The organism is Carnobacteriaceae bacterium zg-84, assembly GCA_013874835.1.
In the GTDB taxonomy this organism is placed as follows: Bacteria; Bacillota; Bacilli; order Lactobacillales; family Aerococcaceae; genus WM01.
In genome coordinates this window covers 741853-759015 of record CP059430.1, presented here as the reverse complement: position 1 = coordinate 759015, position 17163 = coordinate 741853, and the positions used below count along the sequence as shown (strand labels likewise).

Sequence of the window (17163 nt, the reverse complement as noted above, 5' to 3'; positions counted from 1 at the left end):
ACTCTATCTCCTTTTTAACTGTTCAGCAATAGCTAAATAAGATTCTTCTAATGTTGCCGGTCTATCAATCTTAGTGAGATTAGATAAGCGAATGATGCTCTCCACTGTTCCTTCATGATAAATTTTACCTGCACCAATCAATAAAATACGATCTGATAAAAATTCAATTTCAGACATTGTATGACTTGTTAATAGAATAGCGATTTTCTCTGTTTTAGCAAGATGTTTAATCATTTCCCTTATTGTACGAGCAATTTCCACGTCCAATCCCGTTGTTGGTTCATCTAAAAGAATAATTTTAGGTTTGTTTAAAAGCGCTCTTGCAATATGCAATCGTTGCTTCATTCCTCTTGAAAATTCCCTTACTTTTTTATGTTCAACATCTTTTAATTCTACTAATGTTAATACTCTATTGACTTCATCTTGTACTTGTTTTCTAGCAACTTTCTTCAGATGTGCAAAAAATATTAAATTTTCTCTTGCCGATGCATGACCATAAAATCCTAATTCTCCACCTAATACAACTCCCATAGGAAAGTATTTTCGTGTTTTTTTCGTTAATGTTGTACCATCAATCAAAATAGAACCACTTGTTTGTTCTAAATATCCAGCTATCATTTGTACCAGCGTTGTTTTTCCTGCTCCATTAGGCCCTAAAAGTGCAACTACTTTTCCAGATTCTAATGTAAAAGAAATATCTTCTACAGCTACAAATGTCTCCTTTTTAGTTATAAATTCTTTCCTTAAATGTTGAATATCAATTTTAGTCATATATTCCCCTCTTACTATCACTTTGTTCTAACTTTACTAGTTCTTTCTCTAACTCTCTTACTTTCATCATATTATCTGTTTTATAATATAATACAATCAATAATTGATAGTCAAATACAATTGAATAAAATTCTCCCTCGTTTACATGATAAACTAAAGCTTGTTCTAAAATGGGAATGGCTCTTTTAAAATCTTTATTTAAAAAATAAAAATAGCCTAATGTACCTAATGCTTCTGAGATATAAACGGTAGCATATTTAGATACCATATCAACATTTAACTCTAAAAGATAAATGGCTCTTTTTAACTGCTCTTTTTTTAGAAAAATTTGTGCAAGATTTATATTTATTTGACTTAAATATCGAGCTACTTGATGTTTTTTATTATCAGATATATCTTTGGAATAAAGAAGTGCTTTTGATAATAATTGTGCATTTTTCATGATTAATTCAATATATAAACTTCCCCACATCTCTCGATGTGATTCGAGTAAGAAAAAAGCATATAAATTATTAACAAGTACGGTCATCATCAAATCATCTTGAATATTTGAGTGATTTTCAAGTACAATTTCATTTAAAATACTTTCAACTTTTTTAAAATTTCTAAATCTTTTTAATTCTGAAACAGCCATTCGATGTAATGCTGTCAAACGATTTAGCGTTGATTTTGATACATTTATATTAGATGCTAGCTCAAATAATTGAAGACCTTTTTTATTATTTCTTGCGACTAACACTGTTCCAGAAAAAATACATAATGTGTAATCAGCGTATGCTACTATCTCATCAAATCTATTTAACACACTTATCTCAACAGCTTGATAATCACCTGTTAAAAAAATAACCATATCAATCCAATACGCATATTTTTGTATTGGAATGCATGCTAATTCTTCTACAAGTTCATGAGTAGTAGGTATCTTAATACAATTATCGTGACATACTGTTAACATCATTTTTTGAATACTTTTAAATTCTCTAACACCTAAATCATTTAAATAATAAGGTACAGATCGACGTGGCATGAATGATATATCATTATGTAACACAATAAGTTTAGCAAGACTTATTCTTTCTTTTAAATAAATAGGTATATTTTTCTGATTTAATTGATCTATATATTTACTAATTCTCATGCTAATCTCCATCAGTTTCATGTTCAGGAGCATGATGCCATCCTCTAAAATAAACATTTAATCTTTTTAAAACTTCATCATTCAATTCATAAAATAATTCTTCTAATTGATTTTCCTCCATAATTTCCCTCCTTTCTGTCTTCATGCTCCATTCTACAAAGTTTTTATTCTCTGTCTATAAAAAAAGCCATATTTCTTTTTATAGCTGACAAAATGATTTATTATCAATAATTTTTATATTATATACAGACAAAAAACGGTATATCCCTTCATAAAAGACTTTTTAAATCAATTTTGTTTATTCTATGATGAAATTTGTAAATATTTAGTATAAAACTAAAAAAGAAATGAAAAAATTAAATAAAATATTGTAAATGTCATTAACTCAATAATAAAAGATGTTGATAGAAATAATCCACAGACATCTTTTGAGATAGAACTAAAAAGGCTGTATAATTTTTAGGGTTGATGGCATAAGCCAGCAACCCTAATTTTATGTAGACAAAAAGGCAATTTTCTCTTAAATTAAAAGTACGACCAAATAATAAGGAGAAATTGCCTATGTCTAATATAACAGAAATCTTACTACAATTAAAGGATAAAAACATCACATTTGATCATGAAAACATATCAGAGTGTGACATTCGACATAAAAAATCATTGGTCTTATACGGTAAATTAACCTATACACCAGATTGTTGCCCAAATTGTCACGCAACCAATGGCATTGTAAAAAATGGGACACGTCAATCGCAACTGTCTTTATGCCAAATTTCAGGACTAAACGCCTATTTATCACTCACTAAACAACGTTTTATTGTAAATCCTGTCAATCATCATTTACAGCGGAAACACCTATTGTGGATAAGCATTGTTTTATCACAAACCGTTTAAAACAAAAGATAATGGACACTTTAACAGAAACCATTTCAGAAACGTACATCGCTAAACAACACAATGTATCTGTACATACGGTCAGACGTATTGTTGATAAGGTCGCCTCTACTTTAAAAGTAAATCACAACACACAATTACCTCATCATCTGTGCTTTGATGAATTCAAGTCAGTAAAATCTTCTGATAGTGCCATGAGTTTTATCTATTGTGATGCACTGACTCATCAACTGATTGACGTTGTACACGACCGTAAATCCAGCACGCTATTAGACTACTTTGCTAGATACGATACCCAGACAAGAAAAGCTGTTAAAACAATTACGATTGATATGTTTCGCCCCTATATTCAGATATCCAAGCAAGTATTTCCTAACGCACATATCATTATCGACCCTTTTCATATTGTACAAGCATTAAATCGTGAGTTAACAAAACACAGAGTGCATGTAATGAAAGCTTTACATCAGAACAATCGCCGTTTATACAACAAAATGAAACGTTATTGGAAGTTGTTTTTAAGTAACACAGATACACTAAGTAGTTATCCTTATCACCGTTTTCCACTGTTTGATTGGATGACGCATACACAAGGGATAGTCGATTATTTATTGGAACAAGTCCCCGAACTAAGAGCCACATACGATGTCGTTCATCAATTAAGAGATGCTTTACATAATAGAGATTTTGACCGATTTGAAGAAATACTCATATGGGCTAAACAGGAAGCTATTTCTCCTGGTTTACGTAGAGTATTAAGAACTTTCAAAGGGTATTTACCCTATATTAAAAACACCTTTATCTACCATCATTTGACTAACGGTGCACTTGAAGGAATCAATCATAAAATTAAAGTACTTAAGAGAAATGCCTATGGTTATCGTAACTTTTCACATTTTAGAAATCGTATTTTATTAATCTGTAAGTTATATGTACCATATACCGTACCATCTACTTCACTAGTTGCTTAATAGTTTAAGTCAAAAGTGATGTACGAATAGCTCCTTCCCCGCACAACGTAGGGGAAGAGAAAAATGTATCGTGTACATTTCGGTGAGCCGTACATCACTTTGTGACTTAAAATAAAAAGATAGTGACGTAACATTTGTGACATCACTACTTTTTATGAGTCATCAACCCTATTTGACATAGAGCCACTAAAAAAGACTTTATATCAACTTATTGCAAATGTTGATATAAAGTCTTTTTACTAAATTTTTATAATTCTTCGCTTGTTGTTGGTCCAAAAATCATACCCATTGATTTTTCACCTAGATGTGTACCAATAACTGCACCAAATTCTACAATATTGAACGTTACTTGCGGGAATTGTTTTTCTAGTTCTTCTTTCCATTCTTGAGCAACATCTAAACGATTAGCATGATGAATGGTTGCTGTAAAAGGTACATCATATTGATTGACGTGGTCTTGAAATAATTCTGTAATACGAGAAATACCTTTTTTAAATGTTCTTATTTTTTCTGTTGGAACAATTTTACCGTCAATCGTTAAAATAGGTTTAATGTTTAACATCGAACCAATAACAGCTGAACCTGTTGATAAGCGTCCGCCTTTTTGTAAATGCATTAAATCGTCCACTAAGAAAAATGCGTTTTGTGCTGCAATCATCGTATTTAATTTTTCGATAATATTTTCTGGAGAAACATTTTCTCGTGCTAAACGAACCGCTTCTTTAACTAATTGCGCTTGAGCACCACAAGCACGTCTTGAGTCTACCGCATAAACAGTGAAGTTATCAAATTCTCCATTTAAACTTGCTACTGTTTGATACGTACCACTAATTTCTGAAGATAAATGAATGGAAATGACTGCATCATAATCTTTGGACAATTTTTCAAATAGTGCCATTGTTTGTCCAACAGATGGTTGAGAAGATTTTGGTAATTCTTTTGCACCACGTACTAAATCATAAAATTCACTTGGTTTAATCTCTTCTCCTTCCATATACGTTTTGTCTTTAAATGCAATGGATAGAGGTAAAACATAGATATTTAACGCTTCTATTTCATCTTTCGTCAAATAGGCAACACTATCTGTAACAACTGCAATATTCATGTTATGTACACTCCTTCTTTGTATTTTGTAAAATAAGTCATTAAACAGCAATTGGTGCTGTTATTTTTGCATGTTTTTGATAATTTATCAATGTAATATCTTCTTTTTGAATATCAAATAAAGAAAGATCTGGTTTATGCAATAATAATTTAGGTAAAGAATATGGTGTGCGAGTTAATTGCTCTTTTACTTGTTCTAAATGGTTTAAATAAATATGTGCATCTCCAATTGTATGCACAAATTCACCAACTTCTAATCCTACTTCATTCGCAATTAAATGTGTCAATAAGGCATAGCTGGCAATATTAAATGGAATACCTAAAAAAGCATCTCCACTACGTTGGTATAACTGACAACTTAATTGATTGTTAACAACATAAAATTGGAACATCGTATGACATGGTGGTAAAGCCATACTAGGTACTTCTTCTGGATTCCAAGCAGATACGATGATACGTCTTGAATCTGGATTTGTTTTCAAAGTATCGATTACTTGCTGAATTTGATCAATTTCATTACCGTCTGTTGTTTTCCAATGTCGCCATTGAACACCATAAATATTTCCTAAACTACCATGTTTTTGTGCAAATATATCGTCTTCTAAAATTTGTTGACAGTACTTTTGCATTTCTTGTTGATAGAGAGCATTAAATGCCTCGTCTACTAAACAACGTCTACCAAAATCGGTCATATCAGGTCCTGTGTAATCTGGACTTTCCACATAACGTTTAAAGCCCCACTCATCCCAAATATGATTATTATTTTCTAATAAATACTTCAAATTATTATCGCCATGTAAAAACCATAACAATTCACTTTTAATTAAACCAAATGGAACAGATTTAGTCGTGACTATTGGAAAGCCTTCTTGTAAATTAAAACGCATTTGATAACCAAAAATACTTTTTGTGCCTGTTCCTGTTCTATCAGATTTTTCGACACCTTCATCTACTATTTTTTGTAAAAAATCTAAATATTGTTTCATAGTATCCTTTCTATCGCTTACAAGACTACTCTATCTTCTAAACCTTCTAAGCGTGTACGATCATGTTTGTAAAACTCAACATCAACAATGTCTCCGTCCACAGATACAATCGCATACGTTCTTTCTTTAATTGGACCTCTTGAATGATTAAAACTACCTGGGTTAATACATGCAACCCCTTCTTCATCTTCTACTTTCAAGATATGCGTATGACCATATAAGGCAATGCGACATTTATTTTCATAAGCAGCATTGGCTAATTGAGCACGTGTAAAGCTAACAACATGCATGTGACCATGTGCCACAAAAATATTTTCATCTCCTGCTTTGACAATTTGATAGTTATCAAATGGTGCATAAAAATCATTATTTCCTTTCACAACACTATCACATAAAGACCATACTTCATGATTTTCATTTAACTCTGAATCACCACAATGAATGATATAATCTACTTTATCTCTATAATAACGTAATAATTCTAACATTTCTTCTTCGATACCATGACTATCACTAATCACTAAAATTTTCATGATAAAACCTCCTGAGGTAATATTGATAATAAGTGTTGAATGGCTTTTTTACGATGACTAATTTTATTTTTTTCTTCTGGTGTCATCTCAGCTGTTGTTTTGCCATATTCTTCTATATAAAATAATGGATCGTATCCAAACCCATTTTCGCCTTTTGGCACTGTTAAAATTTCTCCTCGCACATTTCCTGATGCGACAATAGATTGTTCATTCGGTCTTGCAAGAACCAAGGTGCAGTGAAATGTTGCTGTTCTTTGTTCTTTAGGAACACCTGCTAATTCTGACAATAATTTTGCATTATTGGCTGTATCACTTTTTGGTTCTCCAGCATATCTTGCTGAATAAACCCCTGGTTCACCATGCAAAGCATCCACCATTAGTCCAGAATCATCTGCAATAACCATAACATTTAGACGTTGTGCAATACTTTCTGCTTTTAAACGTGCATTTTCTTCAAAGGTTGTCCCCGTTTCTTCAATATCCTCAATATCTGGATAGTCTAAAAGCGTTTTGACAGAATAACCTTTTTCACCAAAAATTTGTTCAAACTCTCTAGCCTTTCCTTTATTTTTAGTGGCAATCAGTAAAACTTTTTCCATTTGTGTCACCTTCTGATACTTTTCTAAAGAGATAACCTCTACATCTAATTCGGGCATATCTAGCCATTGTTTTGCTACTTTTTCAAATTGTTCTTTATTTCCGGTTGTAAAGAAACGATGATGTTTTTCACCTTCATGTGTAGAAGCAATATCAAAATAATCCAACAACATACTCACATCCGTAATTGTTTCAACACCAGAATCAATGAGTGTGACGTGCTCACCCATAGCATTTTGTATATGCTCTTTTAAAAGCGGGTAATGGGTACAACCTAAAATAAGTGTATCCAAATGATGCTCCTTTAAAGTGTTTAATGTTTCCAAAACCGTTTCTTGTGCATCTGTTGTGTTCATTTTGTTCTCTTCAACTAATCCAACAAATTTTGGACAGGGTAAATTAAACACATGAATAGATTGTTTTTTATTTTTTAATGTACGTTCATACACACCGGATTGAATAGTACCTGTTGTTCCAATAACCCCAATTCGTTTATTTTTACTTTTAGAAATAGCTGCACGGCTGCCTGGGTCAATCACGCCAATAACCGGAATGGAGAGCTTTTGTTTTATCTCTGGCAATACGGCTGCTGTCGCTGTATTACAGGCAATGACAAGCAATTTAATATTTTTTTCTAGTAAAAAATGAACCATTTCCCAAGTGAATTGGCGTACTTCCTCTGGAGTACGAGGACCGTATGGACATCTAGCAGAATCACCTAAATAATAAATGGTTTCATTAGGTAGTTGATTTAAAGATTCTTTTACAACGGTTAATCCACCAACACCTGAATCAATGAAACCTATTGGTTGCTTATTCATCACTTTCCGTCTCCTCTAAACCATCTGCGATAAATTGTGCAAGCCATGCCATAATAGGTAATGCAACTGCAACAACTTGTAAAGCAGCTAGTATTTTTCCAATTTTTTTTCATTTTTTTCACCCCAATTACAGTACATTATACAATATTTTTTTTTTTTTGCTTATTTATTTACTTAAAAAATGATTTGCGTTTGTTGGTAGAGAAAATCTCGATATCTTTTTAATTGTGTTTACCATATTTTATTACAATAAAATATGAAAAGTTTTCTTTAGATAATGTCTTTAAACATATAATAATATTTCTTAAGGTTGGAATATTCTTTCTACCAATATCATTACAAAAAAGAGAGAACGTCCTCGCTCTCTCTTTTTATCTTTTATGACAGCATAAATTTATCGACGTTTTCCTTTACCACTACCACCAAGTAAGCTACCAAAAATACCTCTTGCCAATTCACGACCAACTGTTCTAACTGCTGTATTGATGAAAGAATCTGTTGCTTTATCAAAAACAGATTTAGGTTGACTTTTCGCCAGTTTTGCCTGTTCTTTTTCATAAGCAATTCGCTCTTTTTCAGCAGCTATTCTTTCTTTTTCTGCTTGTTTTTCTTGTTCTAGTCGTTCTTGTTCAGCTTGTTCTTGTTCATATTTAGCAGCAAGTACTTCATAGGCAGATTCTCTATCAACAGCATCTCTATATTTATACTCCATTGGTGATTGATTGATAATGGCTTGCTGTTTCATTGGATCAAGTGTTTGAAAACTACTTTTCGGTGGACAAATATACGCTCTTTCGACAATACTTGGTTGTGCATTTTCATTTAAAAATGACACAAGTGCTTCTCCAACTTCGAGTTGTGTAATGACTTCTGACACATTTAGTTCAGGATTTTGTCTAAATGTATCTGCTGCAACTTTAACAGCTTTTAATTCTTTTGGTGTATAGGCACGCAATGCATGCTGTACTCTATTTCCTAATTGTGCTAGTACTGTTTCTGGCAAATCAATAGGATTTTGTGTAATAAAATAAATACCCACACCTTTTGAACGAATAAGTCTAACTACTTGTTCAATTTTATCAACAAATACTTTTGGTGCATCTTCAAATAATAAATGCGCTTCATCAAAGAAAAAGACAAATTTAGGTTTTTCTAAGTCACCAACTTCTGGCAATGTTTCATATAATTCAGATAATAACCATAATAAAAATGTGGCATATAGAGTTGGTGATTGGAATAATTTATTAGCTGATAATATATTGATAATACCTCTACCTTGCTCATCTGTTTGCATAAAATCAGATAAGAATAGAGCAGGTTCACCAAAAAATAAATCACCACCCTGCTGTTCTAAAACAAGTAAACTTCTTTGGATAGCTCCAACGGATTGTTTTGTAATATTTCCATATTGTGATGTGTAGTCCGACGCATGATCTGCAACATCTTTCAACATCGCTTGTAAATCTTTTAAATCAACTAATAATAAACCATTATCATCAGCAATTTTAAAAACGATATTTAAAATACCTGTTTGTGTATCATTTAAACTTAACAAACGAGCAAGCATCAATGGTCCCATTTCAGAAATGGTAGCACGTACTGGATGTCCTTGTTCGCCAAATACATCCCATAATCGTACTGGAAATGCAGATGGTTCATAATCTGTAATGCCTAATAATTCTAATCGTTTTTGTAATTTTTCTGTGACTTCTCCTGCTTGTGCTAAGCTAGATAAATCACCTTTTATATCTGCTAAAAAGACTGGAACACCTGATAAACTAAGTTGTTCTGCCAACACTTTTAATGTAACCGTTTTCCCTGTACCTGTCGCTCCTGCAATTAGTCCATGACGATTTAACATAGATAAATTCATCAATGGCGCTTGTTTTCCATTTGCAATTTGAATTGTTGTCATTTTTTATCTCCTTTTCCGTTATATCATCAAACAAAATATCACACGCTTATCATAACGATTTGCGTGTGATATAGCAAGTAAAAATTACATTTCATCAGGAGATTCAATACCTAATAGTCTTAAACCTTCTTTTAAAACATCTGCAACAGCTTGTACTAAAACTAATCTTGAATATTTTTGTGCATCATTAGCTAATACAGTACTATTTGCATAGTATTTATTAAAGCTTTGCGCTAAATGAATGACATATTTTGAAATGACAGATGGTTCGAATACTTTTGCAGCACGCTCGATAACATTTGGAAATTCTCTTAATATTTTAATGACATCCCATGCATAATCGTCTGTTAGTGAAATATCTGTTTTATCCACAGTTTCCATTTTCGATTTTCTCAAAATACTTAATGCACGTACACGAGAATATTGTACATAAGGACCTGTTTCACCTTCAAATTGAACAATTTCATCAAGATTAAAATTAAAACTATTCATACGGTCAGCTTTCAAGTCATGGAATACAACTGCACCCACACCTACTTGAGTAGAAACTTTTTCTTTATTTTCTAAGTTTGGATTTTTTAATTTAATTTGTTCTAAAGCTAATGCTGAAGCATCTTTTAATACATCTTCTAATAAGATAATTTCACCTTTACGCGTTGACATTTTACGTCCATTTATCGTAATCAATCCAAATGCAACGTGAATCATATCATCAGACCACTCATTACCCATTTTTTTCAAAACAGCTTTTAATTGTTTGAAGTGATTTGATTGTTCATTTCCTACAACATAAATATTTTTTACAAAATCAAATGTGCGTTTACGGTAGTATGCTGTGGCAATATCACGTGTTAAGTACAATGTTGCACCGTCTGATTTTTTGATTAAAGCTGGCGGCAGCTCTTCATCATCTAAACGAACGATTGTTGCGCCATTATCTGTTTCAGAAATACCATTATTTTCTAAAAATGCAATATGTTCATCCATTTTATCATTATAAAAAGCCTCACCCATATAATGATCAAAATGAACACCTAACATATCGTATACTTTTTCAAATTCTTTAATGGACTCATCTTTGAACCATTGCCATAATGCAATCATTTCTGCATCGCCATCTTCAAGTTTTTTAAAGACCGCACGTGCTTCATCTTCTAATTCAGGATGCTCCTCTGCTTGAGTGTGAAACTCTACATATAATTTCACTAATTCATTTACAGGATCTTTTTTAACTGTTTCTTCGTTCCCCCATAATTTATAGGCTACAATCAATTTTCCAAATTGTGTTCCCCAGTCACCTAAGTGATTGATATTAATAACATTATAACCAATTTTTTTATAAATATTGGATAAAGATGCTCCAATTACCGTAGAACGTAAATGTCCCATAGACATTGGTTTTGCAATATTTGGCGAAGACATATCTACTATAACATTTTCTTTGTGTCCTAAATTCAAATCTCCAAAGTGTTCTTTCTTTTCTTGAATATCACTTAAAATTTCTTTAGACACTAAACTTTTCGATAAGAAGATATTAACATAAGGCCCCACTGCTTCACATTTTTCAATGTAATCATTTTTTACATTTCCTGCAATATCTTGTGCAATTTGTTGAGGTGCTTTTCTTAATACTTTTGCCAAAGTAAAACACGGAAAAGCAATATCTCCTAAATGTGCATATTTAGGGGTTTCTAATAATTGATAAATATCATCTTGAGATAATTGTTCATTTAATGCTGTTTGTAATACTTGTGCAATAATTAATTTATAATCTAACATATTTTTCTCCTTTACTGTTAAACTGAGTACATAAACAAAAAATCTCTATTAAACATTACTGTTTAATAGAGACGAATTAAATCCGTGGTACCACTCTAGTTGGAATATATATTCCCACTCTTTTATCATGTAACGTTTGATAAACGGACATTTACGTCTTCTCCAAAGTGCGCTTCCACATTGCGTTTACGTCGGCTTTCACCCTCCCGACTCGCTAGATTAAATCTTGCAATATGTACTCTCTTTTTCATTGAATATACATCATCATATCAAAAAAAAAAAGATACGTCTACTATTTTATAAATATTTTTAAATTCTAATTCAAAAAACAAGCACCCTTAATATCTAGAGTGCTTGTTTAAACATCATTTATTTACGTTCTCTTCTCTTGTATACAAATATTGCCATTCCGCAAAATAAAATTCCGAAATAAATAAAGAGATGTATTTCTTGTGTTCCCGTATTTGGTAATGTATTTGATACCTCAACATCTACACCTAAAACAAAATGACTAAAATGATTTGTTTCAAAAATAAGTTTACCATTTTCAACTTTCGTCTGTATTTTTTCTAATTGCCCATTCGATAGTACATGGTATAGTACAGCATTTTTTTCATGTTTATGTAAATCAATAGACACAATGCGGTTTTCTTTAATGTCAACTTTTTGTCCATTTTTTGTTAAATAAATATCGTAAACTGTTGCATGTTTTGGTTTTAATTTTTCTGCTATAACAGAATGATCTACTTTTTCAACATGGAGCATATCAGCATCAACATGCTCTTTAAACATAACACTAAACAAACGATTATCTGTATGTGCTTCAAAAATTTGTGATACCGTTGTTGTCGTATCTGTGGCACTGTGTGTCGGTGTTGGTAAGGTAGTCAATGTACTTGTTGTGACATCAGGTATCGGTGTTGGTTCTGCTGGTTTTTCATCATCTTTACCAATTCTAAAAGTTATTTTTTTCTTAGTAATATTTCCAGCAATATCCTCTACTTCAATATCTAATACGTGTCTACCTTTATCAGAAATTTCTGTATTTAGTGTATATGGTTTACCGTCCAATGTTATAGTGGTACGTGTCACTTTTATATTATCTGTTGTGTTAATCATTGGTGTGACTGAATGCTCAAAGACATCACCTGATTGGACAGTTGACTCAATCACAGGTGCTTGGTCATCTAGTTTCACTAAATAATTCAAGCCATGTTCATCGTTTGAATTATTGTTTACATCGACAGCTTTAATGTTTACAATATCTCCGTCTTGAACAGGTACTTGATAAGAGAAAGTACTTTTATTATTTCCTAATTCTCCTTCAATAGACGTTGATGCAACTGAATGTCCGTTTACATATAAACTCCACCCTGTACCATTGTCTTGTATTGTTCCTTGTAATTTTAAAATAGGTTCTTTGACGTATAACACACCTTCAATATCTTTTTCTGAATCTTTTTCTTCGACAAAATGCAAGTCTTTAAAAATAACATTTGGTGCAGCTTTATCAATGAACATTGAATAACCTCTGTCAAAAATGAGATTACCTTCTGCATCATACCCTTTGATATTAATAGTATTATATCCGTCTTTTACAATAGCTTTTGCCAAAATATCTGATCCTTTTGCATAAACACGTTCACCACCATTGATACTTGCGGAAAAACCTTCATTTGTTTTGATAGGAATTTCATATGTATATGTACCGTCTGATAAGCTGTATAATTTTGCATGGACAATAGATTCAACATTTAAAATCAAATAGTCGTGCATGGACACATAGAATAATTTTTCATCATCATCTGCATCTGTTAAAGAAGTATAGAAAAATTGCTGCGCTTTTCTTCCGGCTTTATCGACAGCTTCCACATAAATATCTTCTGGGAAATCACGTTTGTTTGCTGTAATTGTAAAATTCCCTTTTTCATCAACTTTTGCTTCTTTTTTATTTTCAGGTTTACTAAAGTTATCGCCTGTATAGTAATACACTTTAATATCTTTAGCAGCTGTTAAATTATCACTCACTTTTCCTGAAAGTGTAATGGTACCATCTTCAGCTGTTTTAATTAGTTGTTCATCTTCATCTTCCCATTCTGGTCGGATGTCTAAAGTTGGTTTTTCAAAGTCACGCAAAATTGATAATGTTGATGTACGTTGTTTACCGTCAGTCATAGTAATCGTGACTTTCAATGTATTTTCTCCGTCTTTTAACTGTTCTTTTAATTCAGCAGAAAATTGTTTGTCATTTTTTGTTAATTCTACTGCTTGTTCATTTAAAGTCATACTAATGTCTTTCACATGTTCAGAGATGCGACCCGTTAATGTTGTATTTCCTTTTTTCAATGATAAATCTTTAATATTATCTAAGTGAACGTCTTTAACGTGCAATTCTTTTTCATAATCTGCCGCATTTCCTGCTGTATCTGTGGCATGTATTTGCAATAAATTCACTGTTTCTAAATTCATGGATATATCTTTAATCATATATTCCGCTTCACTTATTTTTGTAACATCTACATCTGCATAATCAATACTTGCTTTTATTTTTCCAATAGCCACATTGTCTTTTAGACGAATCACAATATCTTTTTTATCATCTTCTTTATCAACAATATCAACGTCCATCGTTGGTTTTGTATTGTCAATTTTTACTGGTAAATATGTCGTTTGCCAATTTCCGTTTTCTTTATTTCTAGCTCTTAGGCGATAATAATATTGTCCCTCTGGAGCACGTTCAAATTCACCTGTTTTAGTATTATAAATTTTTCCGTCCCATTTAAATTGAAGCAACGGTGACTGCATTTCTTTTTTATACCAATCTTCAAATAAATAATCTGCATAAATAAGTCTTTGTAAATATTTCCCAACTTTTATTTGTCTTAAAGGCTCTGCTTGATCATCTTTACTTGTCACGATAGCTACTTCATAATCTAAAATATCACGCAAAACAGCAACACGTGGTGCGATTTGTTTCACTGTATCTGCATCTGAATTTGTTGTGAAAGCAATATTTTTAGGATTGATACCTTCTTCAAAATCAGATTTGCCAATTTCTTCATATTCTTCTGAATTCAAATTAGTATTTCCCATAACAGTGGTTAATTTTACTTTTGAATTGGCTTCCCAAGCAGGAGCATCAATTAAAGGCTCTTTCCCCCAATCACCAACAAATCCCATATAAGGAATACTTAATGATGGTTGTCCTTCAGTTTCAGAGATGAAATATAAATACCCTTCAACAAATTGATCTTTTGCATTTCCTGTATTTAATGTCGCTGTAATTTCTTTTGTTTCTCCTGGTTGTAAAGTAATGCTCTGTACACTTGTTTGAATAGATGCTCCGTCTACTTTTTTAGCATGTACTTCATTGATTTTAACTGGTGTTTCTTCTTGCATTTTATCAACTGATACAGTTCCACTTGTTAAGACATTTCCTTTTTGAACATGGAATGTTTGAGGTGTTTTCCCTATATTTTCTAGTTTAACCGTAAAAGTTGTCGTTTTTCCTATTTCTTTTAGTGCTGCTGCCCCTTTACCATTTGATGATACAATGACATTTGTTTCTAAAGCATTTTGAATTTGAATAATGCCTGCACCTTGTTGTCTAGGTGAAAACTCTAATCGTTCACCAATAGCATTATCGTCCATTAAGACACGTGCTGTATTCATGAACAATACTTTTACCAAATCCATTTTAGACCAGTTTTCTGGTAATGTTTTTTCTTTTAAGTACTGTAGTAACAATGTTGTCGCACCCGCAACATGAGGTGCTGCCATTGATGTCCCCGACATTAGCATATAGCTATTTTTATTTGCTGTGGAATAAATATCTTCTCCCGGTGCAAGTACATCTGGTTTTAATTCTAAATCAACTGTTGGTCCCCAACTTGAAAATCCTGAAGGAATTGAAACATCACGATATTTTTTATGAAAGACATCCATTGATAGTTTTAATGCCATATTAGGTGATGTTTTAATACGTTCTTGTAAATCAGCACCGTCTGAACCAGATACCCCAATCGCCCAACAGCCACTTGCTAATTCAAATGGTGCTAACTCTACTGGCACTTTATCCATATAATTATCTCGATTATGCCCAACATTATAACTAATTAAAATAATACCTGCTGGTTTTTTGCTAGATAATAAACTCATTTTTTCACGAATGGAATATTTTCCTCTTCTTACAATAACTATTTTATTCTCTAGTTCCTTTCCTCTTAATTCTTCCTCTGTCGCAAATCCAACATCAACAAAATCATAGGTATTATCAACAACTTTTGTTTTACCAATTTGTATATATGGATATGGTTTATCACCAATCGTCATTGCACTATATGTTAAATGTGTATTTTTGCTAGATCCAACACCTATCACATCTATATTAGCAGCAACTGATACAGTGGATGCTGTATCTACTGCATTTAAATCATTATTTGTTTTCTCGTCATAAGTCGTTGTTGCTGCTGAAGCACCAGAATTTCCTAATGCTGCTACAACAATGACGCCATGTTTTTTAGCATTTTCAATTGCTGTATAAAACGTATCTCCTTTTTTTCCAGTTCCTCTCAAACCAATACTTAAACTAATCACATCTGCACCTTTGTCTATGGCATCTTCCATAGCCGCATACGCAGCATCTTCACGAACAGCTCTATGTTTTCCTGTAAATACTTTATAAACAAGTAATTGAGCATTTGGTGCAATCCCGTCAATCCCTCTTTTAGCTTTCACATCTTCATCTGTTGCATTTGCCGCCAATATTCCGGCAATATGCATACCATGTGGTTCATCAACATCATCTAATAAATTATCATTTCCGTCCACATAATTATATCCATAAGGAATTTTTGCAGAATATTCATTATTATCAGATTTTTTTATATCTAAAATTTTAGGGACAACCCCCTCATCTAATCGCATATCTTTATGTTTTGTGTCGATACCCGAATCAATCGTTGCAATAACCATTCCCCTACCATCCACACGATATCGTGCATTGGCTTGTAATGCTTGTGTAAGTTGTCCTGCTGTTATCATATTTGGAATAACCGGTGCACAATCTTCGATTTTGTGAATATCAGCTATTTCTGATAATAATGTGATTTTATCTTTTGGAATATCTAATGATAAACCACTAAATATTTTTTTATATTGATACTTTATCTCAGCACCAGATATGGCATGAATCTGTTCGATAATTTTCTTTCTATTTTCTTCATCGAAAGAAACAATCACTCTAGATAAATGATTGACGGCATCACTTGATATCATTGATGTACCAAATGGCTCTTCTGCGTGTAATATATGATCACTCGAACATATACATAATATGGCACTTAATGCCATTGCTCCTAAGAAATGTTTTTTTCTCATATCTCTCTCCTTTTTAAAAAGTTATGTTTACGATTTATTGTATCAGGATATTTTCAATAAATCAAGTCAACTTACATAAAAAGTTAGGCGTGATTAACTTTGTGTTAGTTAGTAAAATCATAAGAATAAAATTTATTTTTTATTCAATCCATAAAAATAAATGTCACTTTTAAACCGACAAATAAAAAACGAAGTAACCGTATTGCGTTACTTCGTTTTTTGGCTGTATAATTTTTAGGGTTGATGGCATAAGCCAGCAACCCTAATTTTATGTA

General features: G+C 32.1%; 9 protein-coding genes, 1 pseudogene and 1 other annotated feature. Of the genes and pseudogenes, 1 reads left to right on the top strand and 9 read right to left on the bottom strand.

From position 1 onward, the window contains the following. Positions 1 to 3 precede the first annotated feature (3 nt). Together H1220_03605 and H1220_03600 are read right to left on the bottom strand one after the other, a co-directional pair. On the bottom strand, positions 4 to 771 hold the full coding sequence (locus H1220_03605; protein QMI86443.1) for an ABC transporter ATP-binding protein: 768 nt from the start codon (positions 769 to 771) through the stop codon (positions 4 to 6). Next, entirely contained in the window at positions 764 to 1909 is a 1146-nt protein-coding gene (locus H1220_03600) for a hypothetical protein (GenBank protein ID QMI86442.1), read from the bottom strand. Before H1220_03600 ends, H1220_03605 begins: the two co-directional genes overlap by 8 nt. Before the next feature lie 561 nt (positions 1910 to 2470). On the opposite strand from H1220_03600, the pseudogene H1220_03595 reads away from it, so the two are divergent. Next, positions 2471 to 3774, top strand: a pseudogene (locus H1220_03595) (ISL3 family transposase). 247 nt (positions 3775 to 4021) lie between these two features. On the opposite strand, the gene H1220_03590 reads toward H1220_03595, so the two are convergent. The 7 genes from H1220_03590 to H1220_03560 all read right to left on the bottom strand — a co-directional run bounded on the left by H1220_03590 (position 4022) and on the right by H1220_03560 (position 16888). Continuing rightward, a complete protein-coding gene (locus H1220_03590) occupies positions 4022 to 4879 on the bottom strand; it encodes a DegV family protein (GenBank protein ID QMI86441.1) in 858 nt (285 codons plus the stop codon). A gap of 40 nt (positions 4880 to 4919) precedes the next feature. Then, complete coding sequence (locus H1220_03585) at positions 4920 to 5864, bottom strand: thymidylate synthase (protein ID QMI86440.1); 945 nt, start codon at positions 5862 to 5864, stop codon at positions 4920 to 4922. A 17-nt stretch (positions 5865 to 5881) separates the two neighbouring features. After that, on the bottom strand, positions 5882 to 6397 hold the full coding sequence (locus H1220_03580) for a metallophosphoesterase (GenBank protein QMI86439.1): 516 nt from the start codon (positions 6395 to 6397) through the stop codon (positions 5882 to 5884). Continuing rightward, positions 6394 to 7815, bottom strand: coding sequence for a glutamate racemase (gene racE / locus H1220_03575; protein ID QMI86438.1), 1422 nt, complete (start codon positions 7813 to 7815; stop codon positions 6394 to 6396). The genes H1220_03580 and racE overlap by 4 nt, the downstream gene beginning before the upstream one ends. A gap of 394 nt (positions 7816 to 8209) precedes the next feature. Next, positions 8210 to 9730 (bottom strand): DUF853 domain-containing protein, encoded by a 1521-nt coding sequence (locus H1220_03570; protein QMI86437.1) that lies wholly within the window; start codon positions 9728 to 9730, stop codon positions 8210 to 8212. 84 nt (positions 9731 to 9814) lie between these two features. After that, positions 9815 to 11509, bottom strand: coding sequence for an arginine--tRNA ligase (locus H1220_03565; protein ID QMI86436.1), 1695 nt, complete (start codon positions 11507 to 11509; stop codon positions 9815 to 9817). Between the two features lie 64 nt (positions 11510 to 11573). Further along, positions 11574 to 11769: a binding site (T-box leader), on the bottom strand. Between the two features lie 109 nt (positions 11770 to 11878). After that, positions 11879 to 16888, bottom strand: a complete 5010-nt coding sequence (locus H1220_03560) for a S8 family serine peptidase (protein QMI86435.1) — start codon at positions 16886 to 16888, stop codon at positions 11879 to 11881. Positions 16889 to 17163: the final 275 nt, after the last annotated feature.

What these genes read in the sequence shown, in the direction of transcription:
- H1220_03605 (QMI86443.1), bottom strand. Translation starts at nt 771, where the DNA reads ATGACTAAAATTGATATTCAACATTTAAGGAAAGAATTTATAACTAAA.
- H1220_03560 (QMI86435.1), bottom strand. Translation starts at nt 16,888, where the DNA reads ATGAGAAAAAAACATTTCTTAGGAGCAATGGCATTAAGTGCCATATTA.
- H1220_03580 (QMI86439.1), bottom strand. Translation starts at nt 6,397, where the DNA reads ATGAAAATTTTAGTGATTAGTGATAGTCATGGTATCGAAGAAGAAATG.
- racE (QMI86438.1), bottom strand. Translation starts at nt 7,815, where the DNA reads ATGAATAAGCAACCAATAGGTTTCATTGATTCAGGTGTTGGTGGATTA.
- H1220_03565 (QMI86436.1), bottom strand. Translation starts at nt 11,509, where the DNA reads ATGTTAGATTATAAATTAATTATTGCACAAGTATTACAAACAGCATTA.
- H1220_03585 (QMI86440.1), bottom strand. Translation starts at nt 5,864, where the DNA reads ATGAAACAATATTTAGATTTTTTACAAAAAATAGTAGATGAAGGTGTC.
- H1220_03600 (QMI86442.1), bottom strand. Translation starts at nt 1,909, where the DNA reads ATGAGAATTAGTAAATATATAGATCAATTAAATCAGAAAAATATACCT.
- H1220_03570 (QMI86437.1), bottom strand. Translation starts at nt 9,730, where the DNA reads ATGACAACAATTCAAATTGCAAATGGAAAACAAGCGCCATTGATGAAT.
- H1220_03590 (QMI86441.1), bottom strand. Translation starts at nt 4,879, where the DNA reads ATGAATATTGCAGTTGTTACAGATAGTGTTGCCTATTTGACGAAAGAT.